This window comes from Streptomyces sp. NBC_01707 (genome assembly GCF_041438805.1).
Lineage (GTDB): Bacteria > Actinomycetota > Actinomycetes > Streptomycetales > Streptomycetaceae > Streptomyces.
Genome location: NZ_CP109190.1, coordinates 1,509,709 through 1,534,170 on the forward strand (window position 1 = coordinate 1,509,709; position 24,462 = coordinate 1,534,170).

Genomic DNA, 24,462 nt, shown 5'->3' on the forward strand with positions numbered 1-24,462 from the left:
CCGCTGGACCGTCTGCGGACTTGCCATTTCGGCAAGTAATCCTGCGGCCCGTACCGTGCCCAGCTCGTCCCCGTGCACCATCTCGCTGAAACGGCGCAGCCACTTGCAAGTGGATCTGCTCGCCGTGGCCTCGCACAGCGGCCGTCGGGGCGCCGCGACGAGCCCCTTCGATGTCGTGGGATCCGGCCCCTACGGCAACTCACAGCGCGGCGTCCGATTACCGCCAGCTTCTCGCGCCCGAGGACCTCAGGCTGTGAGAGCAGAACGGAAACATCCAGACGAAGGGACCACGACCATGAGGGTCCACACCGTGATCGACAGCCCGCTCGGCCAACTGCTCCTGGTGGGCGAGGAGTCCGGCACCGCACCAGGCGGCACGGCGATCACCTCACTGTCCGTGCAGGGCATGAAGAAAGCTCCCGTCGTCCACGAGGGCCGGCACGACGAAGCCGCCTTTGCCGAGGCCGAACGGCAGATCCGGGCGTACTTCACAGGTGAACTGACCACGTTCCGCCTGGAGTTCACACCCGCCGGGACCGAATTCCAGCAGCAGGTGTGGGACGCCCTGGATGCCATCCCGTACGGCGCCACCACCACCTACGGCAAGCTGACCGAACGGCTCGGCCTGCCGCGTGAGCGGGTGCAGGCCGTAGGCGGTGCGGTCGGTGCCAACCCCCTGCTGCTGGTGCGCCCCTGCCACCGCGTGATCGGTGCCGACGGTTCGATGCAGGGTTACGCGGGCGGCGTGGAGCGGAAGGTACAGCTCCTCACGCACGAGGGCGCCCTGCAGCCGACGCTCGTCTGACAACGGGCAGCCACCGCCGACGGCGGCGCGGCCCACACCCCCTACCGGAGCACACCGATGAGCAGCGAGACCGACATCACCCGCACCCGCAGACAGGTGGACACGGCCGACTGGGCGCACCTCGCCGAAGAACTGGACGCCCACGGATGCGCGCTCACGCCACGCCTCCTCACCCTCGCCCAGTGCGCCGAGATCAGCGAACTCTACGACCAGGAAGACCTGTTCCGGACGACGGTCGACATGGCACGCCACCGTTTCGGTTCCGGCCGGTACCGGTACTTCACCCATGACCTGCCCCGGCCGGTGGCCGAACTGCGCGCCGCGCTCTACCCGCACCTGCTGACCGTCGCCCGCGACTGGGCCGCTCGGCTCGGCCGCCCCGCACCCTGGCCCGACACCCTGGAGGAATGGGTGTCCATGTGTCACGAAGCGGGGCAGGACCGCTCGGCCCAGATCCTGCTGCGCTACGAGGAGGGCGACTGGAACGCCCTGCACCGTGATGTGTTCGGCGACATGCTTTTCCCTCTCCAGGTCGTGATCGGTCTCGACGCGTACGGCACCGACTACACCGGCGGGGAGTTCCTGCTCGTCGAGCAGCGTCCGCGCGCCCAGTCGCGCGGCACCACCAACGTCCTCGATCAGGGCCACGGACTGATCTTCACGACGCGCGACCGCCCGGTGGCCACCAGACGCGGGTGGTCGGCAGGTGCGATGCGGCACGGGGTCAGCACCGTCCGCTCCGGCCGCCGCCATGCGCTGGGACTGGTCTTCCACGATGCCGCCTGAGCGCGCGTACACCCTGCTCGGCGCGGACGGAGTGCCGTACCGGAGTACCACACCCGGCAGTCTCGGAGGGCACCGGCGCGGGCGACTGTACGGCCGACTGGACTGCCCGTCCGCCCTGCGGGCCCTCGCCCGTGGCCACTATGTCGCGCGTCGGGTCTTCTTCCCGGACGAGACCACCGCGATCAGGGCCGGCTACCGGCCTTGCGCGGTGTGCCTGCCCGCGAGGTACGCCCGCTGGAAACGGAACCGGGAGAGCGCATCCATCATGGACACCCTCGAGGAGCGGCAGCAGCAGCACCGCTCACCTCTGATCCCCGCCTCGGATCTCGCCGAGTACGGCGACCTGCCGTTCCCGTCCCCGCACACCGAGGCCGAACTCACCGCACTCATCGACCTGTTGAGGTACCCCGGGTCCCGCATCGAGACCGTGTCCGTCGGTCACAGCCGCGACGACGCGTCCGGAACGGCGGCCGAGGCCTTCACCACCGCCTGGCAGGCCGGCGGTGGAACGGTCCTGGCCGTGGTCGACTGGCCCGAGTCGGCGGCGTCCTGGCTACGCCCCGCAACGAGGCTGACCCGTCAGACACCTGATGCCTGGGTGATCGCCGCCGCCCCGCTCGGCTTCGCCCAACTGGCCCGTCGACTGCGCCGGAACACCGACTGGGCCCCTGACCGTACGGTTGCCTTCGCCTCACTCCAGGACACCCGCCTGCTCGCGCTCGCCGGAGCAGACGTCCTGGACGGTCTGCGCGGCGCGAGCGCCGACGGTGGCACGTGGAGCGCACGCCGCGGCTGGGTGACCTCCTGGCGGCCTGCGCCGACCGGTGGTACCGCTGCCCGGCCGGGGTGACACGTCGGAGTGCTCGCCGTGCCGAGTCAGGAGGCCTCGTCGCGAAGCGGCCGCCAGTCGAGGTGGTCGACGACATCCTGGAAGGCCGACGGGGCGATCCGGACCAGGGTTCCCCCGGTCACCCCGGCGGCCGCAAGGCATGGCGACCCCACCCGGGAAGCCCGGAGCAGGCGGAGGTCGGCAGTTCGGGGTGGCCCGTGCCCTCGGCCTCGGTGCCGGAGGCACGGCCGCGCTTGAGCCGGTGGACCGCCAGGACACGCAGTGGGGCCCGGCACCTTGTCCTGGTACCGGGCCCCACTCGCGCGCACACGTATCAGAAGAAGACGCCGCAGCGCAGCAGCACGTTCGCGTAGGGCCGCGCCTCTCCGGTACGTACCACCAGCCGCGCCCCTGCCGACAGCGCCTTGAGCTCGTCGTGTGCGACCAGCTCCAGATCCGGGAGGCACCCCGCCAGCAGCCGGGCGGCCTCAGGATTCGCCTCCCGCACCTCGTGCGCGGCCGTGGCGCTCTCGATCACCAGCTCGTCCAGCAGCCCTTCGAGCACGTCGGCGAAGGATGGGATCCCGGCGCGGAACGCCAGATCGACGACGCGCGGCCCGGCCGGGACGGGCATGCCCGCGTCGCAGACGAGGACCCCGTCGCCGTGGCCCAGTTCGGCCAGTGCCCCGGCCAGATGACGGTTGAGGATTCCTGCCTTCTTCACAGCGCGGACACCTCCTCGGCGGTCGGGAAGGACGCCTGCGCGCCTTCCCTGGTGACCGCGGCGGCGCCCACGCGCACGGCGAAGGCAGCAGCCGTCGCGAGGTCCTCGCCCAGGCTGAGCCGCCAGGCGAGGGCGGCGGTGAAGGCGTCGCCGGCGCCGGTGGTGTCCACCGCGTCGACCCGGGGGCTGGGGACCAGCACCACGGTGCCCGTGCGACCGTCGGCGACAAGCGCGCCCTGCGCACCCAACGTGACCACCACCGACCGCGGGCCGAGTGCGAGAAGCCCTCGCGCCCAGTCCGCGGGTCCCGGCCCCGCGGCGTCGCCGAGCGTGAACCGGGCTTCGTGCTCGTTGACGACCAGCGGGTCGCAGGCGGCGAGCACGTCCGCGGGAAGCGGTGCGGGCGGCGACGGATTCAGTACGAACCGGGAACCGGCCGGCCGGGTGCGTACGACCTCGGCCACGGTCTCCAGGGGGATCTCCAACTGTGCCGAGACGACCCGCGCGCCGGCGAGCAGGCCGTCGGCGGCCCGGATGTCGCCGGGGGTCAGCCGGGCGTTGGCCCCGGGCGAGACCACGATGCTGTTGTCACCCGACGGGTCCACCGTGATCAGCGCGACGCCGGTGGGCGCACCGCCGACCTGGACACCACCGGTATCGACACCGGCCGCCCGCTGCGATTCCAGCAGCAGCCGCCCATGGGCGTCGTCGCCGACTCTGGCGAGCAGCGCGGTCCTGGCGCCGAGGCGGGCGGCGGCGACGGCCTGGTTGGCTCCCTTGCCGCCGGGGTGGACGGCGAGATCGGAACCGAGCACGGTCTCGCCCGGCGCGGGTCGACGCTCGACGCCGATCACCAGGTCGGCGTTGGCCGACCCCACGACCAGCAGGTCGTAGTCGCGCATCACTGTCCTCCTTTCACTGAGGTGCGAGGGTCCGGTCAGGAGAAGTCGGCGACGTTCTTCTCCGTCACGACCTTCACCGGCACCTTGACCGTGCTGTCGACCTGCTTGCCGCGCGCGGCCTCCACCGCGTTCTGCACGGCGATCTTCCCGAGTTCCTTCGGCTGCTGGGCGACCGAGGCGTACAGGGTGCCCGCGGCGACCGCCTTCAGACCGTCGGGGGTGCCGTCGAACCCGACGACGTCGACGGACTTGCCGGCCTTGCTGCCGAGCGCCTTGACCGCGCCGAGCGCCATCTCGTCGTTCTCGGCGAAGACACCGGTGATGCGGGGGTGGGACTGCAGCAGGTTGGTCATGACGTCCAGACCCTTCGTGCGGTCGAAGTCCGCGGGCTGGGAGGCGACGACCTTGATCCCCGGGTAGGCCTTCAGCCCCTCGGTGAATCCCTTGCCACGCTCGCGGCTGGCGGAGGTGCCCGCGGTGCCCTGGAGGACGACGATGTCGCCCTTGCCACCGAGCTTGTCGGCCAGCGCCTTCGCGGCGAGCCTGCCACCCGCGACGTTGTCGGAGGCGACGAGCGTCGCCGTCTCCGCCTTGTTGACGCCGCGGTCGGCCGCGACCACCGGGATGTCGGCCTTGTTGGCGGCCCGCACCGCGGGTCCCACCGCGTCCGAGTCGACCGGGTTGACGATGATCGACTGCATTCCTGCACCGGTGAAGTTCTGCAGCTGGTTGGCCTGCTGCGACGCGTCGTTCTGCGCGTCCGTCACCGTGAGGTCGATGCCCGCGTCCTTCGCCTCGGCCTGCGCGCCCGCCTTCATCTGGACGAAGAAGGGGTTGTTGAGCGTGGAGAGCGACATGCCGACCTTGGTGGTCGTACCGGAGTTGCCGGAGTTGAAGAAGGACACGGCTGCGACGACGGCCGCCACGCATACCGCGGCGATCGCGATCTTCGCGGCTCCCTTGCCCCGTGGCCCGGAAGCACCGGACGAGGGCGCCGACGTCGCGGACCCACCGCCGGCCCGACGGCGCACCGTGTCCAGCAGGACCGCGAGCGCGATCACGACACCGATGACGACCTGCTGCCAGAAAGCTGAGACGGACAGCAGGTTGAGGCCGTTGCGGAGAACGGCGAGTATCAGCGCGCCGATCAGGGTTCCGGAGGCCTTGCCGACGCCGCCCGCGAGGCTGGCGCCGCCGATGACGACCGCGGCGATCGCGTCCAGCTCGTACCCCTGCGCGGCCTGCGGCTGCGCGGAGACCAGGCGGGAGGCGAGGACGATGCCTGCGACAGCGGCGAAGAACCCGGACAGGGCGTAGATGACGAGCTTCTGCCGCTTGACGCGCAGGCCCGAGAGCCGGGCCGCTTCCTCGTTGCCGCCGATGGCGTACATCGAACGGCCGATGTAGGTGCGACCGAGGACGACCGCCGTCACCAGCCCCATACCGACCATCACGAGGACGGGGACGGGCAGCCATCCACCGAGCGTGTCACCGAGCACCGAGACGGAGTCGGGGAAGGGGATCGGGCTGCCCTGCGAGATGACGAGGGACAGGCCACGGCCGATCGAGAGCATCGCCAGCGTGGCGATGAACGGCGGGAGTTTCCCGTACGAGACGAGTGCGCCGTTGACCAGACCGCAGGCGATGCCCGTGACCACGGCCAGGATCACCGCGATCCACACGGGGACGCCCTCGGACGTCGCCATCCAGGCGAGTACGGTCGCCGAGAGCGCCGCCACCGAGCCGACGGACAGGTCGATACCTGCCGAGACGATGACGAAGGTCACGCCGAACGCGAGAATCGCCGTCACGGAGGCCTGTACACCGACATTCAGCAGGTTCTGCGTGGTGAGGAAGTCGCCGGAGAGCAGCGACATCGCCACCACCAGGACCACCAGGGCGCTCAGCGCGCCGTTGTCGAGCAGGATGCGGCGGAGCGCCGAGGCGCCACTTGCGCCCGTATTGCTCTTGAGCGTGTCAGTGGCCACGGGAGCCCTCCACTTCATCGTTCACATCTGGGGTGGTTGTTGCGGACGGACCGCTGACGGCGAGCGCCATCACCGCGTCCTGGGTCGCTTCGTGCGCGGGCAGTTCACCGGCGATCCGGCCCTGGGCCATGACGAGAACCCGGTCGCTCATGCCGAGGACTTCGGGAAGGTCGCTGGAGATCATCAGGACCGCGTGGCCGGAGGCCGTCAGTTGGTTGATGAGCTGATAGATCTCGACCTTCGCGCCGACGTCGATGCCTCGGGTCGGCTCGTCGAGGATCAGCACCTTGGTATCGGCGAGCAGCCACTTCCCGATGACGACCTTCTGCTGGTTGCCGCCGGACAGAGTGCGGACGTGCTGGCCGAGGCCTGCCATCCGTACACCGAGCTCCGCGGCGATCCGGGCGGCGGCGATGCGCTGCCCCTTGAGGTCCACGAGACCGCCGCGGCTGGCCGAACGCAGCGTGACCAGGCCGAGGTTCTCCTGCACCGAGGCGTCGAGCACGAGGCCCTGCCCCTTGCGGTCCTCGGGCACGAGCCCGATCCCGGCGCCCATGGCCGCGTTCACGTCGCCCTTGCCCAGCCGCTCGCCGCGCACCTCGACGCTCCCCGCGTCGTAGTGGTCGGCGCCGAAGACCGCGCGGACGACCTCGGTGCGGCCGGCGCCGACGAGTCCGGCGAGTCCGACGACCTCTCCGGCGTGCACGTCGAAGCTGATGTCGTGGAAGACGCCGCCCCGGGTCAGCCCGCGTACGGAGAGCAACGCTTCGCCCGTCTCCGGGCGTTCGCGCGGATACTGCTGGTCGATGCTGCGTCCGACCATCAGCCGTACGAGCTCGTTCTCGGGTGTCGAGGCGGGCACCTGGTCGATGCTGCGGCCGTCGCGCAGAACGGTGACCCGGTCGCCGAGTGCCGCGATCTCCTCCAGGTGGTGGGTGATGAAGACGATCCCCACGCCGTCAGCGCGCAGCTGCCGGACGATCCGGAAGAGCTTTTCCACCTCTTCGCTGGTCAGCACGGCGGTCGGCTCGTCCATGATCAGGACACGGGCGTCGAGACTGAGAGCCTTGGCGATCTCCACCATCTGGAGCCGCGCGATGCCCAGTTCGCGCACCTTGGCCCTCGGTGAGACATTCACGCCGACCCGGCGCAGGAGTTCCTCGGCGTCCGCCTCCATCTTCTTGCGGTCGATCATGCCGTAGCGCCGCGGCTGGCGGCCGAGGAAGATGTTCTCGGCGACGGTCAGCTCCGGCACCAGGTTGAATTCCTGGTAGATGGTGGCGATCCCGAGCCGTTCGGCGTCCTGGGCGCCGTGGACACGCACCTCGTTCCCGTCGACCAGGATCCGTCCACTGTCCGGGCGGTAGGCGCCGGAGAGCATCTTGATCAGCGTGCTCTTGCCTGCGCCGTTCTCACCGAGCAGGACATGCACCTCGCCGCGGCGCAGGTCGAAGTCGACGGAGTCCAGCGCGACCACGCCGGGGAAGGTCTTTCGTATTCCCTCGATGCGCAGCAACTCGTCCTGGCTGCTCACAGGTTGCTCCTCGGGTTCGAAGCGGGCTCGCCGCACGACCTGCGTACGACGAGACGGGCGGAAAGGGTGACGGACTGCGGGGGCCGGCCCTCGATGACGTCGACCAGCGCCCGTACGGCTGCTCGGCCGAGGTCTCCGGTCGGCTGGGCGATCGCCGTGACCGGCGGATCGGTGTGGACGAACCACGGAATGTCGTCGAACGCGGCGAGCGCGATGTCCTGCGGAACCCGCAGCCCACGCGCCCGGATCGCGTCCAGTGCGCCGAGGGCCATCAGGTTGTCGGCGGCGAAGACCACGTCGGGCGGCTCGGGCAGGGCCAGGAACCGCTCGGTGGCACGGCGTCCGCTGTCCGCCTGGAAGTCGCCCTGGCCGATATAGGCGTCGGGCAGCGGAAGCCCGAGCTCACCCAAGGCGTCGCGAAAGGCCTCGACGCGCTCGCTGCCGGTGGTGGTGGCAGCCGGGCCTGCGATGATCGCCAGCCGGCGGTGGTCGAGGCGGTGCAGATGGGCGACGAGGTCCCGCACGGCGGGACAACCGTCGGCGCGCACCACGGGAACGTCCACCCCGGGAATCCAGCGGTCCACGAACACCATGGGGGTGCCGCCACGTGCGGCATCGAGTATCTGCGGGGAGCCGCCGTCGGTGGGCGAGACGAGGAGCCCGTCGATGCGGCGGTCGAGGAGCGTACGGATGTGGTGGTCCTGCAGCTCGGGCCGCTCGTCGGCGTTTCCGATGATGACGCTGTACCCGAGGGCGCGCGCCTCTTCCTCGACGGAGCGGGCCAGCGCGGTGAAGTACGGATTCAGTACGTCGCTGATGATCAGCCCGAGGGTGCGCGTCTGGTCGGTGCGCAGCGACCGGGCGACGGCATTGGGACGGTAGCCGAGCGCGTCGACAGCGGCGAGGACGCGGGCCTTCGCGTCGGGGCTGACGGACGGATGGCTGTTGAGGACACGCGACACCGTGGCGACGGACACGCCCGCCTCGGCTGCGACATCTTTGATGCTCGCCACTTCCGGACCACCTCCTTGTGGTTTCCGTGAGCATCGGATCCAGCGGACGGCACGGTCGGTGCCGCAGCTCGTGGAAACGATTACACGAACGATTGGAAACGATTACATGCCCCAGAAGCAAGACCCTGCCGACACAGCGAGACATAACCGTAATGAAGTGGTGCTCATATGAGCGTCACCCTCGGGGCTGAAACTTGTTGCCGTGCAACCTCCACGCAACGTCGTGCGGGGTTACCTGGAGCCATCGCATCGGTATCGGACAGCGAAAGGCCGACACGTGACCCCCTCGGACGCACCGCTCGTGGAGCTCACCCCCGCAGCCGCCGATCTGGTGCGGCGGCTGCGCGAGGCCCACGGACCGCTGATGTTCCACCAGTCCGGCGGCTGCTGCGACGGCAGTGCGCCCATGTGCTACCAGGACGGCGAGTTCCGTACCGGCAACTCCGACGTGCTGCTCGCCTCGCTCACCGTCGACGGGGTCGCGGAGCGCGTCCCCTTCTGGATGTCGAAGAGCCAGTTCGAGGTGTGGGCGCACACCCGGCTGATCGTCGACGTGGTGGCGGGGCGCGGCAGCGGGTTCTCGCTGGAAGCACCGGAGGGGGTCCGGTTCCTGATCCGGTCGCGCCTCGTCGGCGTCTGATCCGCGCGGGCCACGCGCCGGACGCCGCACGTCACCCCGTGTCGCGTACCGCCACGACGCGGTTGAACACGCCGACGCACGCCACGCCGTCGGGACCGACAGTGATCGGCGCCCGGTTGTTCTTGTACGAGCAGCCCGTGCCCGTCAGTCGGCGTCGGCGGCTTCGCCGGTGCGGAAGTCGACCGCGGCGAGGTGCCGACGCCGCCGTCGCCGATGAAGCCGGCCTGCGTACGGGGTCGCACCGCCGCCAGGCGCCGGATGCGACCCCCTTGAGGTGTTCACGGAAGTGCCCTGTGTTTCATGACGACTTCACCGCGCCACGACGAGTCCGGTCAGGGCTTGAGGCTGCTCACGACGTCGGCTGTGGCCGTCAGCCCCTCCTGAATGCTCGGCGCCATGCTCGTCCCCGCCAGGAAGAATCCGAGCAGCGCGCAGACGATCGCATGCGAGAGCTTCAGTCCCCCGTTGCGGAGGAAGATCACCGCAAGGACCAGCAGTAACAGCACCAGTGAGATCGAAATGGCCATGGCCAACCTCCTCCGCCGCGCCGGAATGCGGCATTCGGCCGCCAGTGTGGCGTAACGAAGGGGCCATCCGGCGGACTGGCGTGTCCGCCATCCGGGTGTTGACTGACTGTCACCGCCGCAGGCCGTGCGGCTCGTCAGGCGCCTTGCCGGACAGGGCTGTTCCTCGCGCGCAGGAAGAGCTCGAGGCCTGCCAGGTCGTCCGTGTTGAGATGGTCCACCCCGGCCGCCAGCAGTTCGGTCCAGACGGCGTCGCGCTCGGGACCCGCGACGTCGGGCGTCGCCCAGAAGCGGACGCGCTGCCCAGCGCGGTGGGCAGCACCGACGAGGGCGCGGAGCCTGTCCCGTTCGACGGCGGGGAACGGGCCCGTGCCCAGCCAGCCGAAGCTCTCGGTCCAGTTGCTGCTGATGAGCGGGATGAACGAGGCCGTCGCCGCGGTGCCGAGGTCGTCGAGCCTGCCGTCGTAGAAGGCGAGGCGCGTGCGCTGCGCCTCCATCGGGACCCGGGCGGCCCGGTCGCCGGAGATGACGGGGGTGACTGCGCCTGCGCGTACCCGGCCGTCGTGGTACGAGGTCAGCATCCGGCGGTACCGCCGCAGTTGCCGGTCGAGCTCGAGGTAGGCGGCGGCGCCGTCCGTCTTGATGTCGATGAGCAGCTGCACGGGTTCGCGGTGGCCGGCGTACACCGTGCCGCGGTTGGCCCCGACCCTGGCCAGCAACGGGTCCAGGTAGAGCGACGCAAGGGTCCGGGTGGGGTCGAGGTCGGTGGTTTCGTGGGCGACGAGCAACTCCCCGTCCACGAGGAAGATGTCCGCCTCGACGCTGGTGAACCCGTGCGAGAGGGCGTCGTGGAGTGGGTGCGGGTGGAGGTAGTCGTTGTGTGCGTGCGCCTGTCGCAGCGGGCGCAGGGGCGGACGGTGCCGCGCTGCGACGGGTGCGGCGGCCGCGGCGGACCGAAGAGGGACGGTTGCGCCTGCGGCCAGGGTGGCAAGGGCGGTGGTGACGACGCGACGGCGGCTCGGGAACGTCATGGATTCTCCCGGGAACGAGGTGCGGACCGATGGGGCGGACGCGACCGAGTATGGGTCCGGAACACACCACTGAGCAGGTACCTGCCAAGAGTTGACGCGGTCGTCGACCGTCGGTCGTCTGCCGTTCCCCCGGGCGGACGGGCTCGTGGGCGGCGCGGGGGCGGGGTCGGACTGCCCTGGTCCTGTCCGGTCGCGCTCGTGTCTGCACCGCGCGGCCACCCCGCTCGGAACGACGAAGGGGCGGGGACACGTGACACGTGCCCCCGCCCCACATCCCGCCGCCCTGGGCGCAGTTCAGCTACGGCGCGGGCAGTTCCATCAGCTCGGCGATCGCCTCACGGTGGCTTCCGGCCGTGCCGTACGCGATCGCGTCGGCCTTGGCCCGCTTCAGATACAGGTGCGCGGGGTGCTCCCACGTCATACCGATGCCACCGTGCAGCTGGATGCACTCCTCGGCTGCGTGGACCGCGACCTTGGAGCAGTACGCCTGTGCCACGGCCACCGCGAGCGGCGTGTCGGGGCTGCCGGTCGCAAGTGCGTCCGCGGCGTTCCGTGCGGCGGCGCGGGCCGAGACGACCTCCAGCCAGAGCTGCGCCATCCGGTGCTTGAGCGCCTGGAACGACCCGATGGGCCGGTTGAACTGGTGCCGTTCGCGGGTGTACCTGACCGTCTCGGTCAGGCACCACTCGGCGAGGCCGAGCTGCTCGGAGGCGAGCAAGCCGGCACCGGCGAGCAGCCCGCGACGTAGTGCGGAGCGCGCCGCCTCCGTGCCGGCGAGGCATGTTCCGGTGGCGGCGGCGAGGGTGACGGTGGCGAGCGGGCGGGTCCGGTCGAGCGCGACGAGCGGCTCGACGGTGACGCCCGGCGCATCCGTCTCGACCGCGTACAGGCCGTCGGTGGTCGGCACGAGCAGCACATCTGCTGCGGCCGCGTCGGCGACCGCGGTGACGGTGCCGTCCAGCGAGCCGGTCACGGCCTCGGCCGCCGAGCTGCCCTCCGGCGCCGCGGAGAACGGCACGGCGAGGACCGCGACCTTGCGTCCTGCGGCGAGCTCGGCAAGGAGTTCGGCGACCGGACCGTCCTCGCTCCCGAGGGCGAGGAGCGTCTCGGTCGCGACGACCGCGCTGGTCAGATAGGGAGCGGGAGTCACGCTGCGGCCGAGTTCCTCGAGGACGACCGCAGCCTCGCGATGGCCCGCGCCCTGGCCGCCGAGTTTCTCCGGCACGAGCAGCCCGGCGGTGCCGATGTCGGCGCCGAGAGCCCTCCACAGCTGCGGGTCGTACGGCGTGTCGGACTCGATGCGGGCTATCACCGTCGGCGCGTCGGACCGATCGGCGAGCAACGACCGCACGGCGGCCCGCAGATCGTCCTCGGCCTCCGAGTACAGCAGATCGGGCGCCACGGTCTCTTCGGTCTGTGCTGTCATCGGGACAGGTCCTTCCAGGCGACGTCCTTGTCGTTACGCGGCTCGGCAGGCAGCCCGAGAACGCGTTCGGCGACGATGTTCAGGAGAACCTCGCTCGTGCCGCCCTCGATCGAGTTGCCCTTGGACCGCAGATAGCGGTAGCCGGCATCGCGTCCGGTGAAGTCGACCAGGTCCGGCCGGCGCATCGTCCAGTCGCTGTACAACAGCCCTTCCTCGCCGAGGAGTTCGACCTCCAGTCCGCTGATCTCCTGGTTGAGCCGGGCGAAGGCGAGTTTCATGCCGGAGCCTTCGGGGCCCGGCTGCCCGGCGACGAGCTGCTGGCGCAGCCGCTCGCCGGCCAGCCTGGCGACCTCGGCCTCGACCCAGAGGGTGAGCAGCCGCTGATGGAGATCGTGGGTGCGCAGTTCGGGACGCTCGCGCCAGGTCCTGGCAACCGGGCCGATCATGCCGCCCTCGCGCGGAATCCGGGATCCGCCGATCGAGACTCGCTCGTTCATCAGGGTGGTCTGGGCGACCTTCCAGCCGGCGCCGACCGGCCCGAGCCGCCGGCTGTCGGGGATGCGTACGCCGGTGAGGAAGACCTCGTTGAACTCGGCCTCGCCGGTGATCTGACGCAGCGGCCGTACCTCGACACCCGGGTCGGTCATGTCGCAGATGAAGTAGCTGATGCCGCGGTGCTTGGGCAGGTCCGGGTCGGTGCGGGCGATGAGGATCGCCCAGCGGGCCACATGGGCGCTGGACGTCCAGACCTTCTGGCCGTCGACGATCCAGTCCCCGTCGGCCTCTTCGCGCACCGCGCGGGTGCCCAGCGCGGCCAGGTCGGACCCGGCGCCCGGTTCGCTGAACAGCTGGCACCACACCTCCTCGCCGACCCAAAGGGGTCGCAGGAAGCGCCGCTTCTGCTCGTCGGTGCCGAAGCCGAGGATGGTGGGGGCGGCCATACCGAGGCCGATGCCGATGCGGCGCGGGTCGTTGTCGGGGGCGCCCGCCGCGGCGAGTTCGGCGTCGACGACCGGCTGCAGGGAGCGGGGTGCGTCGAGTCCGCCGAGCCCGGCCGGATAGTGCACCCACGCGAGGCCGGCGTCGAAACGGGCCCTCAGGAAGTCCGTGCGCCCGGTGGTGGCCGGGGGGTGTGCGGCGAGCAGCTCCCGGGTGCGGCGGCGGAGTTCGGGCGCGTCGATGGCCGTCATCGGGCGACTCCCGACGGAAGGACGACGATACGACCGGTGCTCGTGCCGTCGGCCACACGCTGGACCGCGTCCGCCGCGCCGTCCATCGCGACACGCTCGCTGATCAGCGGTTTGATGACACCGCGCGCCGCAAACGCGGTGAGCTCCTGGTGGCAGGCGAGAACCGCGGCCGGGTCCTTGGTGTTGTACAGACCCCAGTGGAGCCCGACGATCGAATAGTTCTTGACCAGTGCGTGGTTGAGCGCCGGGGTGGGGATGACACCGCTCGCGAAGCCGACGACGATCACCCGGCCCTCGAAGGCGATGCACTTCACCGACTTGGCATACGCGTCGCCGCCGACCGGGTCGTACACGACATCGGCGCCGCGGCCACCGGTGGCTTCCTTGACCGCCGCGACAATGTCCTCGGTACGACGGTCGATGACCAGGTCGCAGCCCAGCTCATGGGCGATCTTGGCCTTCTCGGGGCCTCCGACGACACCGATGACCTTGGCCCCGGCGGCCTTGCCGAGCTGGACGGCCGCGCTGCCGACACCGCCCGCCGCGGCATGCACGAGAAGGGTCTCGCCCGCTTGGAGGTGCGCCCTGCGATGCAGTCCGAACCAGCCCGTCTGATAACCGATGTGCAGAGCCGCCGCTTCGGCGTCGTCCAGGGTGTCCGGGGCGGGCAGCAGAGCCGCCTCGTCCGCGACGACGTACTCGGCGAAGCCGCCGTTCGGCAGGGCGGGGGTGGCGAGGACCCGGCGCCCGTCCTGCGTCTCGCCGCAGATCTCGACTCCCGGGGTGAACGGCAGGGGCGGCCGTACCTGGTACTGGCCGCGGCACAGCAGCGCGTCCGGGAAGTTGATGTTCGCCGCGAGCACCTTGAGGAGCACCTGTCCGTTGCCGGGCGTGGGCCGGTCCGTCTCCTCGAGCCGCATCACCTCGCTCGGCTCGCCGTTCCGGTGCACTCGCCATGCCTGCATGAGGGGCCTCCACAACACTGTCGGCATTACCACTGCTCCGGCGCATACTAAGCGGTCGCTTGCCCACCTGGGAACAGCCTGCCCGGACCGATTCGGCCGGGCCAGGACATGGCCGCGCGCCCGGCACGCCCCGAGAGGTCCGGGGATGCGGGGCGCGCGGCCGGCCGGAGCGGAGCCGGCCGGTGTCGTGGGCCGCTCGGACGGCCCTACGGGTTCAGCCGACCACCAGCTCGGCGATCTGCGGTGCTCCGGACCCGGCGCGCCAGGCCAGACGTACCGCATCGGCCGTGCGACCGGTCGTGTTCACCCTGGTGTACGGACCGTCGAGGTCACCGACGGTGTGCCAGGTTCCGTCGGCGCCCCGTAGCTGGATGTCGGCGAGGGCGTCCGAACCGGCGGGCTGCAGGACGGTGACGGACCCGACGGAGCGCGCGGAGCCGAGCCCCAGCTCCAGCGCCTCACCGGCCTCGGGCGCGCGAGCCGCCCGGTAAACGGTGTCCAGGTCGCCGTCGGCCGCCGAGCGCAGGACGGATCCGGTGGCGGCGGGCGGTCCGCCGGCCACCGCACCGTCCTTCAGCTCGATGCCGAACTCACGCACGACAAGCCAGTTCGTCTGGTCCGCGGTCGCCCGCGCCCGTACATAGCGGGCCTTCGTACCTCCGGGGGCCGCCGCGGTGACGTCCGGCTTCCCGGAGAACGTGGTGAGCTGCTGCCAGCTCTGCCCGTCGACGGAGTACTCCAGCACGCCGTCGTGGAGGTAGTCGCCGACGCTGCCGGGCTTGGCCATGGCGAGAGTGATGTCGCCGACCTCCCGTGCCCGGCCCAGGTCGACGGTGAGCTGATCACCGGCGACGGGGGCCGCGTCGCTCCAGAAGTACGTCGAGTCGTCGCCGTCGAGCATCCGGGCGACGGTGTTGGTCTGGTACGTACCGAGGCTGGTCGATGCCGTCGGCCTGCCGCTCACACCGATGATCCGGTCGTGTTCCGCGTTCGCCTTGTCCACGAATCCGTCCAGCACTCCGCTGCCGACGACGACCGGCACCTTGCGGCCGTCAAGGCCCGTGTAGGTGAAGGACTTCGCCTCGGCGACGAGTGCGGGCAGTTGCCGACGGAGCTCCCAGGCCTGCGCGCCCTTTCCGGCACGCGCCGCCTCGACCATGTGCAGGGCGGTGCGGGTCGCGGTCGCCCAGGCTTCGGTGGCGTCCAGCCAAGGACCGGAGTCGTCGATGAACCCGCGGTCCGGGAGGCTGCTGCGCAGGCGGTCCGGTGCCTGGCCCAGGTCACGGAGGACCGAGGCGAGCCGCGCCGCGTCGCCGGACTTCCAATAGCGGGCGAACTCGGCGGCCAGGTCGGGTGCTTCCTGCTTGTTCAGGGCCGAGCTGTAGTTGACGTCGGCGAACGCCCGCAGCGCCTTCTCGGTGCGGGCGTCGCCGCCCGCGTACTCCTTCAACCCCTGCAGCCAGGAGGCCCGCTCGTCGTACGCGGCGTCGTTCCACGAGTAGTCCGCGACGGTGTGGAGCGAGAGCTTGGAGGCGTACGGCTGGATCATCGGGTTCGCGGTGATCCCGGCCAGCTCCGCCGGCAGCCCCTTCTCGCGGCCGTTGAACGGGCCGAGCAGCAGCCGGTTGGTGACGTAGTCGTTGACCGGGTAGTTGTCCCAGGTCAGGATCGGATGGTTGAAGACCGTGCGCGCGTCCTTGGCCTGGGCGACGGTCATCGTCGGTGCGATGACGCCGACACCCGTCCACTCGACGAGGACATCCGGGTCGAGCTGCTCGGCGAGCGCCGTCTTGTAGGGCGAGGCGGTGACGTTGTAGTACTCGGTGGGCACCATCTGGAGCGGTTGGGCTCCTGGGTGCGTGGCGATGAACTCCTTGTTCACCTTGTTCAGGAGGTACGCCTGCGCGGCACCCGCCGCACCGCCGCCGGTCCCCCACTTCTCCTTGTCCGCCGCGCAGTTCCAGTCGGTGTAGCTGATGTCGTCAAGCGGGACGGCGAAGGTGCGTACACCGATGTCCCAGATCGTCTGGAACTTGTCGACGAGCGCCTTGACGTCGGCGTCGGAGCTGTAGCAGACGGAGAGTCCGGGCGAGAGGGCGTAGGTGAACTCGACGTGCCGCTGCACGGCCCGGTCGGCGAGTTCCTTGATCTGCGCCAGCTGATCGGCGGGGTACTGGTCGCGCCACTTCGCACGGAGATACGCGTCGTCCTTCGGCGAGTACACGTAGATGTTCATCTTGTGCTCGCCGTAGTAGTCGAGTTGGTCGAGGCGGGCTGCGTGGGACCAAGGCGTGCCGTAGAAGCCCTCGATGACGCCGCGCAGCGCGGTGCCCGGCCAGTCGCGCACGGCAAGCCCGTCGACCTTGGTGCCGGGGTGGTTCTGCCGCGGCAGGATCTGACGGAGGGTCTGGGCGGCGTAGTACGTGCCGGTGGTGTCCTTGCCCGCGAGGACGATGCGGTCGGCGCCGATGCCGAGGACGTATCCGTCGGCGGGCAGCGCGTCGGGGCCTTCGATGTGCTGGGCGCCGAGGGCGGCGGAGACACCGATGTGGACGGTGAGTCCGCTTCTGCCGGGGCTGTCGCTCCGTACGATCCGCTGCGCTCCGGCCCGGCGCAGCGCGGCTTCGACGACCTTCACGGAGGGTTCGTCGGAGGTGTCGCCCGTCACGAGGGTGACGGTGGGGCTGATCGTGATCCGGTCGGACCGGGTCCTGACCGATTGCGGGGTCGGGGTGATGGCCGGAGTGCGTCGGCCGGTCGCGGCATTCGTCAGGGCGTCCGTCCGGCCGCTGTCGGCGGCCTGGGCGGCCGGTGCGGCGGTCAGCAGGCCACCGACGAGCAGACTCGCGGCCGCGGCGAGCGCGGTGAGACGGGGTGGGCGAGGCGTCACAGGTCCTCCATGGGTCACTCAAGTCACCAGAGTCGCGCAACACAACGAGACCGAATTCAACATCGTGGCGCCGACATGTCAATGGTCTGGACAACATCAACGCCTGGACCTGGTGTTTTGTCTTCGCAAGAGGGTGGCGATACGCGCTCTGCCGGGTCATGGTTCGCAGGCCGGAGCGGCCGCCGGGGACACGGGAGCCGCCGGCCCGATCGCGGCGGCACAACGACGGCTCCGGTCGGCGTCATCCAGGAGCCGGAGCAGATCACGGAGGTGTTCGACTCGGCAGATCCGTCGCGAGGCCCACCGCACGCGCCGTGCAACAACACGTCGGCCAACTACCGCTCTCCCCCGCGAAGTTGTCTCCGAACGCCCGGCGGGCGGCGGACCACGTGTGCGGCCCGCTCACGACGCGCGCCAGCCGCTCCACCGCAGAACCGAGACTTCGACCACCGGTCCGTCCGGAGGGTGCTCGGCGTACTGCCGGTACTTCGCCCTGAGCAGGCCGACGCAGCGGGCGGCCTCGGAGCAGCGGTCGGGTGACGGGAGTACCCGGGCCTCGCCGTCGGCCCGCACCCACCACAGTCGGTCCCAGTCCTCCTCGTAGCGGTCGACGAGCAGACAGACCGAAGGGTTGGCGGCGATGTTGGCCAGGCGTTTCAGCCGCGTCGTCCGCTTCGGTTTGTGGTCCACGGCCAGCACGACCGTGTCGCCGTCCAGGGCGAACACGACCGGTACCAGGTGCGGGCGGGAGGCCTCGTCGATCGTGCCCAGGTGGGCGATGCGCGCCGAGGCGAATCTCTCCCGGGCCTCGGCGCTCGTCAGAGCGGGCATCGCTCCCCTTACGGCAGTTGCGGCAATCACGGCGGACGGTCGGGGATTTCCGGATCGCCCCCACGTCCCGAGATGCAGTCGCCTCCGGTTCCTCAGCGGTACCGGGCAGCCACTTCGGCCAGCCGGTCGAGGTGCTCCAGCGTCTCGCGCTCGGGCATCGTCGGCAGGTAGAGCAGCAGCCGTTCGACGCCCAGACCGATGTAACCCTCGATCTGACCGGGGTCGTCGGAAGCCGCGTACACCGTCACCGGCACCTCTCGCTCGGCAAGTGCGCGCAGCCGCTCGATCTTTGGACCGAGCTCCTGCGGCGACGCACTGTTGGCCAGCCATGCGTCTCCGAGTTGCGCCACCCGCGGGAACGCTCCCTCGCCGCCGCCGACGTAGATCGGCGGATGGGGACGCTGTACGGGTTTGGGCCATGCGAAGACCGGATCGAAATTCACGAACTCACCGTGGAACTCGGCTCTCTCCGAGGTCCACAGTTCTCGCATGGCGCGCAGTCGCTCGTCGGTGAGCCGGCCACGGGTCGAGGGATTTGTTCCGTGGTTCCGCATCTCCTCACGGTTCCAGCCGACACCGATACCCAGGATCATGCGGCCACCGGAGATCAGATCGAGCGAAGCGACCTCCTTCGCCGTGGTGATCGGGTCCCGCTGTGGGATCAGGGCGATGCCGGTGCCCAGCAGCAGCCGCTCGGTCACCACGCCGATCGCGGTCAGGGCCACGAAGGGGTCCAGCGTGCGGTAGTACATCCCCGGCAGTTCACCGCCGCCCGGGTAGGGCGTCTGACGGTCGACCGGGATGTGGCTGTGCTCGGCGATGAACAACGAGTCGAAGGATCGTTCTTCGAGCGCGGCCCCGAGCGAGGTCGGGCTGATTCCCTGGTCGGTGATGAACGTCGATACCCCGAATTTCACGGCGGCTCCGTCGAGGATTGAGTACGGGAAGGAACGGGTGGCACAGATCTGTTCACTACCCGCCCCCGGCGCTCCCGCTTCCATGACCACCCGGGAGAACCATCGCGGAGCCGCCTCCCCGGCTCGGTGACCGCATGAACGCCTCGCGGGTTCGCTGCGCGCTCGTGTTGCTCGAACGCGCACGCGCGACGCGTCGGCGTGGCTGCACGCAATCCCCCGCGTCCGCGATGCGCAGTGCCCGACGACCGCGGAGCACGATCGCCGGTCCTGCCCGCACAGCGGTACGCGCACCCCCGGCCCGCGGCGTCGACAACCGCCTCGCAGCGGGTGGCCGGCGCGGGGACGACCTCGCGCCCGGCGGCGCCGGGTCCGCGACGGCCGCCCGTCGTTCCGCACGTCACACCGGAGCTCTAAATACCCCCCGGGGTATAAGTGCTAATCTCGGAGAGAGATACCCCCCGGGGTAACCCGTACGGAAGGAATCACGCCGTGTTCTTCGTCGACACCATGGAGACCGCCGGCCTCGGCAACCGCAGCTATCTGGCGGGCGGGCGGCACTCCGCGCTGGTGGTGGACCCGCCCCGCGACATCGACCGGGTCATCGCCGCAGCGGCACGGCGCGGCGTGCGGATCGCCCTGGTCGTGGAGACGCATCTGCACAACGACTACGTGACCGGCGGCCTTGAGCTGGCGCGTGTCACCGGGGCCGCATACCTGGTGCCCGCCGCCGCGCCGGTCTCGTTCGACCGGGTGCCGGTCGCCGACGGGGACACCGCCCCGGTCGACGAGGGGCTGACAGTGCGTGCGATGGCCACTCCCGGGCACACCCCGCACCACACCTCGTACGTGCTGGAGGAGGACGGCCGCCCTGTGGCTGCCTTCACCGGCGGTTCGCTGCTGATCGGCAGCGTGGGCCGGCCCGACCTGGTGGAGCCCCGGCTCACCGCCGTGCTGGCCCGCGCCCAGCACGCCTCCGCGCACCGCCTCGCCGACGAGCTCGACGACGCCGTGCCCGTGCTGCCGACCCACGGCTTCGGAAGCTTCTGTTCCTCCGCGCAGGCCGACGGGGACACCACGACGATCGGTGCCGAGCGAGCCCGCAACGACGCGCTCGTCAAGGATGTGGACACATTCGTCGCCGAGCTGCTCGCCGGCCTGGACGACGTCCCCGCCTACTACGCGCACATGGGCCCGGCCAACGCCGCAGGTCCCGATCCGATCGATCTGATCCCGCCCGCCCGGGCCGACGCCGAGCAGATCGCGCGACGGCTGGCCGCAGGTGAATGGGTGGTGGATCTGCGCAGCAGAGTGGCGTTCGCCGAGGGGCATGTCGCCGGTTCGTTCAACTTCGAGGGCGAGGGCCAACTCGCCACGTATCTGGCCTGGCTGATCCCCTGGGGCAGGCCGGTCACCCTGCTGGCGCACACCGCCGACGACGTCGCGCACGCCCAGCGCGAGCTGGCCCGGGTGGGCATCGGCCGCCCGGTGGCCGTTGCGACCGGCGACCCGCAGACCTGGGTGCGCACCACGGACGAACTGCGCTCGTTCCGCAGGTCGGACTTCGCGGGCCTGGCCGCGGCACGCGAGCGTGGCGAGCAGCCGGTGATTCTCGATGTCCGCAGGGACTCCGAACGCCGGGCCGGAGCTGTCGTCGGGTCGGTGCACATCCCGGTTCACGAGCTGCCCAAGCGGCTGCACGACGTCCCGGGCGGCAAGGTGTGGGTGCACTGCGCGGGCGGGATGCGGGCGGCGATCGCGGCGTCGCTGCTGGACGCCGCCGACCGTGAGGTCGTGGCCGTCGACGACGGCTTCGCCGCCGCGGAGGCCGCCGGTCTGACGATCGCCGCTCCGGCATCCGGCGCACCCGCCAGCAAGACCGGCACCGCGCCGGCCGCCGCCTGACCGTCGAACTTCTCCGTCCTGCACTCCTGGAGCACTTCCCCATGCCTTCCCTGATGCCCTTCTTCCGGCGCGGCCCGGGCCGCGTCACCCCGGCCGAGGCCCGTCGGCGGACCGCCGATGGCGCGGCGGTCCTGCTCGACGTACGCGAAACCTCCGAATGGAAAGCCGGACACGCTCCGGACGCCGTCCATCTGCCGCTCTCCCGGCTCGCCGCCGGGCAGACACTGCCCGCTTCGACCTCGGGCCGCCCGGTGGTGGTCATCTGTCGTTCCGGCCACCGTTCCCGGCGGGCCGCCCGCATCCTCGCCGGACGCGGCACCGACGCCGTCGACGTCACCGGGGGCATGACCGCCTGGGCGGCCGAGGGGCTGCCGGTGCGGAACCGTCACGGAGCGGCGGGCACCGTCGCATGACCACCCTGATCCTGACCCTGGTCGCCGGTGCGGTGGTCGGTCTGGCGCTGGGTGGGCTGGGTGGCGGCGGCAGTGTGCTCGCCGTTCCCGCACTGATCTATCTGCTCGGCTTCACCCCGGGCGCGGCCACCACCGCCGCTCTGCTCATCGTCATCGCGACCTCCCTGACCGGGCTGGTGGCGCATGCCCGGGACGGCCACGTCCGTTGGCGAACCGGCGGACTCTTCGCGATGGCGGGCATCGTGCCGGCGGCGGTGTCCGGGGCCATGTCGGTCCGGATTCCGGCGGGTGTACTCACGGCGGCGTTCGCCGTGCTGGCAATCGTGGCCGCGGTGCGGATGATCCGACCACGGGCGCCTGCGCGGTGCGAGGCGACCACGGCCGAGGCATACGCCCCGGACCCTGCCGACCGTACGGACGCCGGGCGGGCCGTGCGCGCCGGGGCCGGCCTCGGGACCGTGACCGGGTTCCTCGGGGTCGGCGGCGGATTTCTCGCCGTGCCCGCGCTGGTCACCGTCCTCGCCCTTCCCATGACGGCAGCGGTCGGTACCAGCCTGCTCGTCATCACGGTGAACTCCACGGCCGCCCTGGCCACGCGGCTCACCACCCCCACCTCGCTGGACTGGGCGGTGATCGCCCCATTCACGGCGACGGCGGTCCTCGGGGCCTGGGACGGCAAGCGTCTGGCCGCCAAGGTGTCCACCGCCGCACTCCAGCGGATCTTCGGCGCATCGCTGCTCGCCGTTGCGCTCTTCATGCTCGTCGATGCCGTGGTCTGAGCCACGCCGTCGACGACGGACCGGGATCCGGGCTCAGGCGAGCGAGAGGAACAGCTTCTCCAGCCGGGCGCGCATCTGGTTCCGGTCGGCCGGTTCGGCGGTGTCGTCGGCCATGCAGTGCTGAAGGCCCGTCGCGATGATCGCGAAACCCGCTCGGTCGAGCGCGCGTGAGACGGCTGCCATCTGGGTGATGACGTCCTCGCAGTCCCGGCCTTCCTCGATCATCCTGATGATCGCGGCAAGCTGGCCCTGAGCACGGCGAAGGCGATTGAGGACCGATTTCAGTTCGTCGGCCGCCATGTCGAATTCCACACATCCTCCTTCGAATACCCCAAGGGGTATTCTAGCCTGTCCGGGGTACGCCCCGGCGACGAAAGGAAGCTCCCCTCGTGACCAGCCCCGCCTCCCTCTCCCCCACCCAGGCCGCAGCCCGGATCGCCGAATTCACCGTCATCGACGTTCGTGCCCCGGGCGAGTACGCCTCCGGGCACGTGCCGGGCGCGCTGAACATCCCGCTGGACCGTCTCGACGAGGCGCTGCCTGCCCTGAAGGCGGCGTCGGCCCGCGGCTCCCTGCTCGTGGTGTGCGCCTCCGGTGTCCGTTCCACCCGCGCCTGTGACGCACTCGCCGCGGCGGACATCGACGCGGTCACGCTGTCCGGCGGCACGTCGGCATGGGAGGGCGAGGGCCACGGCCTGGACCGTCCCGCCGGCGCCCGGGCCACCTGGCCCATGGAGCGTCAGGTCCGGTTCGCCGCCGGTTCGCTCGTGGTGGCCGGTCTGCTCGCGGGCCGACGCTTCCCGGCCGCACGCTGGCTGTCGGCGGGCGTCGGCTCCGGTCTGGTCTTCTCCGCGGTGACCAACACCTGCGGGATGGCCGCCGTTCTCTCGAAGCTGCCGCACAACCGGGCCCCGCACTCGGCGACGGACTTCGACGCCACGCTGGACGCGCTGCAGAGCTGAAGCGGTACCGAAGTGCCCGTACGGCAGGAGCCGGTCACGCCACCCGCGTGACCGGCTCCTGGCGTGAGCAAGCAGGTCAGACGTCGCCCCGGACGAGAGCCAGCAGCCGGTCCAGCACCCGCGGTCCCCCGGCGCGCAGGCCGTCGTGCTCGAACTCGTTCGTCACCCAGGTGCGCAGTCCGCGGATCGACGCGGCGGTGCGCAGCGCATGCTCCGTGTCGACGTACATGTCGTCGTGGTAGACGGCCGCGGCGACCGGCACCTGATTGGCGGCGAGGCGCTCGGCGTCGTACAGCTCGGGCCAGTCGGTGCGGGAGGCGAGCAGTTCAGCGGTCTCGCGCAGTGGGCGCAGCGCCGGGTCGACGTCGAAGTGCCAGGGGTGGATGGTCTCGCCGGTGAGGAGCACCGGCCCGTCGCCCGCCAGGGCGGTGGCGACGTCGAACTGGGGGAATTCGGCGCGGACCCGCTCGGCGGCCCAGCCGGTGGCCTCCTTGCCCCGGCCGTAGATCGCCTCGTGCATCAGGGCGTACAGAGGGTGTCCCGCGAACGAGTTGGCCGTGCGCACGGCTTCCTGGAACGTGTCGGAGAGCTCGATGCCCAGCGGCGTGCGGACGAAGGCGTTCTCCAGCAGGTAGTGCAGCTGGTGGCTGCCGTTGCCGCTGCCGAGCATGATGCCCAGGGACTGGAACCCCTCGGGCGTGAGCCGGTGTCCGGCGCTCTCCGGACGGTGCTCCGCAAGGTACGCGGCGATCTCGCGGACGCGTTCGACGTCCTGCGGGTAGCGGGCGTAGTGGGCGGCGACCTTGCGCTCGATCCGTGGGTACGCGGCGCGGTACACGTCGTCGGCGTGGGCATCGAGCGACGGCAGCCCGCCGGTGATCAGGACAGCCTTGAGCCCCTCGGGGGAGGCCGACAGGTAACGGACCGCGCAGAAGCCGCCGAACGACTGGCCGAGCACGGTCCACGGGGCGCCGCCGGTCAGCTGCGGCCGGATCAGCTCGCAGTCGCGCACGATGTTGTCGGAGCGGAAGTGCGCGAGATAGTCGGCCTGTTCGCGCGGGCCGCCACGCAGCGGCAGCGTCTGCCGGTTGGCGGGGGAGGAGAGGCCGGTCCCGCGCTGGTCGAGGAGCAGCACGCGGAACTCCTCCACGGCCCGCCCCAGCCAGGCCTCCGTACCGACGAAGCGACGGGCCCCGAAGCCGGGTCCGCCCTCCAGATAGACCAGCCACGGCAGATCGTCGTCGGCCTTGCCTCGGGCGACGGCTTCCCGGCCGAAGAGCTCGATCTGCTCACCGCCCGGATCGGTGTGATCGAGAGGAACCGTGAAATGACGGTCGGTGAGAACGACGCCGGGCTGCCGGTAACTGCTCAAGAGATGCTCCTGTATCAGATGTTTCACGGACAGTTCAGC

Annotated in this window: 23 protein-coding genes; 8 read left to right on the top strand and 15 right to left on the bottom strand. The window is 70.8% G+C overall.

All coding sequences use genetic code 11. From position 1 onward, the window contains the following. Positions 1-295: 295 nt before the first annotated feature. The 3 genes from OG963_RS07000 to OG963_RS07010 are packed head-to-tail and all read left to right on the top strand — an operon-like array spanning position 296 to position 2,441. A complete protein-coding gene (locus OG963_RS07000) occupies positions 296-805 on the top strand; it encodes a methylated-DNA--[protein]-cysteine S-methyltransferase (protein WP_371798656.1) in 510 nt (169 codons plus the stop codon). 57 nt (positions 806-862) lie between these two features. After that, positions 863-1,591 (top strand): 2OG-Fe(II) oxygenase, encoded by a 729-nt coding sequence (locus OG963_RS07005; protein ID WP_093770353.1) that lies wholly within the window; start codon positions 863-865, stop codon positions 1,589-1,591. Beyond that, a complete protein-coding gene (locus tag OG963_RS07010; RefSeq protein ID WP_256223296.1) occupies positions 1,581-2,441 on the top strand; it encodes a hypothetical protein in 861 nt (286 codons plus the stop codon). Before OG963_RS07005 ends, OG963_RS07010 begins: the two co-directional genes overlap by 11 nt. Positions 2,442-2,754: 313 nt before the next feature. On the opposite strand, the gene rbsD is transcribed toward OG963_RS07010, so the two are convergent. Genes rbsD through OG963_RS07035 form a run of 5 tightly spaced genes read right to left on the bottom strand, consistent with a single transcriptional unit; the run spans position 2,755 to position 8,581 of the window. Then, entirely contained in the window at positions 2,755-3,144 is a 390-nt protein-coding gene (gene rbsD / locus OG963_RS07015; RefSeq protein WP_371798657.1) for a D-ribose pyranase, read from the bottom strand. After that, positions 3,141-4,046 (bottom strand): ribokinase, encoded by a 906-nt coding sequence (locus OG963_RS07020; protein WP_093770351.1) that lies wholly within the window; start codon positions 4,044-4,046, stop codon positions 3,141-3,143. The genes rbsD and OG963_RS07020 overlap by 4 nt, the downstream gene beginning before the upstream one ends. Before the next feature lie 35 nt (positions 4,047-4,081). Beyond that, a complete protein-coding gene (locus OG963_RS07025) occupies positions 4,082-6,034 on the bottom strand; it encodes a substrate-binding domain-containing protein (protein ID WP_371798658.1) in 1,953 nt (650 codons plus the stop codon). Continuing rightward, a complete protein-coding gene (locus OG963_RS07030) occupies positions 6,024-7,568 on the bottom strand; it encodes a sugar ABC transporter ATP-binding protein (protein WP_093770347.1) in 1,545 nt (514 codons plus the stop codon). Before OG963_RS07030 ends, OG963_RS07025 begins: the two co-directional genes overlap by 11 nt. Continuing rightward, a complete protein-coding gene (locus OG963_RS07035) occupies positions 7,565-8,581 on the bottom strand; it encodes a LacI family DNA-binding transcriptional regulator (RefSeq protein WP_371798659.1) in 1,017 nt (338 codons plus the stop codon). The genes OG963_RS07030 and OG963_RS07035 overlap by 4 nt, the downstream gene beginning before the upstream one ends. 277 nt (positions 8,582-8,858) lie before the next feature. On the opposite strand from OG963_RS07035, the gene OG963_RS07040 reads away from it, so the two are divergent. Further along, positions 8,859-9,221, top strand: coding sequence for a DUF779 domain-containing protein (locus tag OG963_RS07040; RefSeq protein WP_030924611.1), 363 nt, complete (start codon positions 8,859-8,861; stop codon positions 9,219-9,221). Between the two features lie 332 nt (positions 9,222-9,553). Here OG963_RS07040 and OG963_RS07045 read toward each other — a convergent pair whose 3' ends face one another. The 8 genes from OG963_RS07045 to OG963_RS07080 form a co-directional block, all read right to left on the bottom strand. After that, a complete protein-coding gene (locus OG963_RS07045) occupies positions 9,554-9,748 on the bottom strand; it encodes a hypothetical protein (protein WP_030924608.1) in 195 nt (64 codons plus the stop codon). Positions 9,749-9,882: 134 nt separating this feature from the next. Further along, positions 9,883-10,776, bottom strand: a complete 894-nt coding sequence (locus tag OG963_RS07050; protein ID WP_093770345.1) for a phosphatidylinositol-specific phospholipase C/glycerophosphodiester phosphodiesterase family protein — start codon at positions 10,774-10,776, stop codon at positions 9,883-9,885. A gap of 298 nt (positions 10,777-11,074) precedes the next feature. Continuing rightward, on the bottom strand, positions 11,075-12,202 hold the full coding sequence (locus tag OG963_RS07055) for an acyl-CoA dehydrogenase family protein (RefSeq protein WP_371798660.1): 1,128 nt from the start codon (positions 12,200-12,202) through the stop codon (positions 11,075-11,077). Then, complete coding sequence (locus OG963_RS07060; RefSeq protein WP_319326254.1) at positions 12,199-13,392, bottom strand: acyl-CoA dehydrogenase family protein; 1,194 nt, start codon at positions 13,390-13,392, stop codon at positions 12,199-12,201. Before OG963_RS07060 ends, OG963_RS07055 begins: the two co-directional genes overlap by 4 nt. After that, the gene (locus OG963_RS07065; protein WP_093770341.1) at positions 13,389-14,357 is read right to left on the bottom strand and encodes an NADPH:quinone oxidoreductase family protein; all 969 of its coding nucleotides are present in this window, start codon (positions 14,355-14,357) and stop codon (positions 13,389-13,391) included. Before OG963_RS07065 ends, OG963_RS07060 begins: the two co-directional genes overlap by 4 nt. Positions 14,358-14,571: 214 nt before the next feature. Next, complete coding sequence (locus OG963_RS07070) at positions 14,572-17,247, bottom strand: beta-N-acetylglucosaminidase domain-containing protein (protein WP_371798661.1); 2,676 nt, start codon at positions 17,245-17,247, stop codon at positions 14,572-14,574. 402 nt (positions 17,248-17,649) lie between these two features. Then, complete coding sequence (locus OG963_RS07075) at positions 17,650-18,078, bottom strand: TIGR03668 family PPOX class F420-dependent oxidoreductase (RefSeq protein WP_093770339.1); 429 nt, start codon at positions 18,076-18,078, stop codon at positions 17,650-17,652. 92 nt (positions 18,079-18,170) lie between these two features. After that, on the bottom strand, positions 18,171-18,995 hold the full coding sequence (locus tag OG963_RS07080) for an LLM class F420-dependent oxidoreductase (RefSeq protein WP_093770338.1): 825 nt from the start codon (positions 18,993-18,995) through the stop codon (positions 18,171-18,173). A 489-nt stretch (positions 18,996-19,484) separates the two neighbouring features. Here OG963_RS07080 and OG963_RS07085 point away from each other — a divergent pair, with 489 nt between their 5' ends. The 3 genes from OG963_RS07085 to OG963_RS07095 are packed head-to-tail and all read left to right on the top strand — an operon-like array spanning position 19,485 to position 22,089. Beyond that, on the top strand, positions 19,485-20,897 hold the full coding sequence (locus OG963_RS07085) for an MBL fold metallo-hydrolase (protein WP_093770337.1): 1,413 nt from the start codon (positions 19,485-19,487) through the stop codon (positions 20,895-20,897). 53 nt (positions 20,898-20,950) lie between these two features. Then, positions 20,951-21,310 (top strand): rhodanese-like domain-containing protein, encoded by a 360-nt coding sequence (locus OG963_RS07090; RefSeq protein WP_093772099.1) that lies wholly within the window; start codon positions 20,951-20,953, stop codon positions 21,308-21,310. After that, positions 21,307-22,089 carry a sulfite exporter TauE/SafE family protein gene (locus tag OG963_RS07095; RefSeq protein WP_093770336.1) on the top strand — a complete coding sequence of 261 codons (783 nt, stop codon included), beginning with the start codon at positions 21,307-21,309 and terminating at the stop codon, positions 22,087-22,089. The genes OG963_RS07090 and OG963_RS07095 overlap by 4 nt, the downstream gene beginning before the upstream one ends. Positions 22,090-22,122: 33 nt before the next feature. On the opposite strand, the gene OG963_RS07100 is transcribed toward OG963_RS07095, so the two are convergent. Next, positions 22,123-22,401 (bottom strand): metal-sensitive transcriptional regulator, encoded by a 279-nt coding sequence (locus tag OG963_RS07100; RefSeq protein WP_030924588.1) that lies wholly within the window; start codon positions 22,399-22,401, stop codon positions 22,123-22,125. A 77-nt stretch (positions 22,402-22,478) separates the two neighbouring features. Here OG963_RS07100 and OG963_RS07105 point away from each other — a divergent pair, with 77 nt between their 5' ends. Then, the gene (locus tag OG963_RS07105; protein WP_030924586.1) at positions 22,479-23,051 is read left to right on the top strand and encodes a rhodanese-like domain-containing protein; all 573 of its coding nucleotides are present in this window, start codon (positions 22,479-22,481) and stop codon (positions 23,049-23,051) included. Positions 23,052-23,127: 76 nt separating this feature from the next. Here the strand turns inward: OG963_RS07105 and OG963_RS07110 are convergent, their stop codons facing one another. Then, positions 23,128-24,423, bottom strand: a complete 1,296-nt coding sequence (locus tag OG963_RS07110) for an alpha/beta fold hydrolase (RefSeq protein WP_093772097.1) — start codon at positions 24,421-24,423, stop codon at positions 23,128-23,130. Between the last annotated feature and the right edge of the window lie 39 nt (positions 24,424-24,462).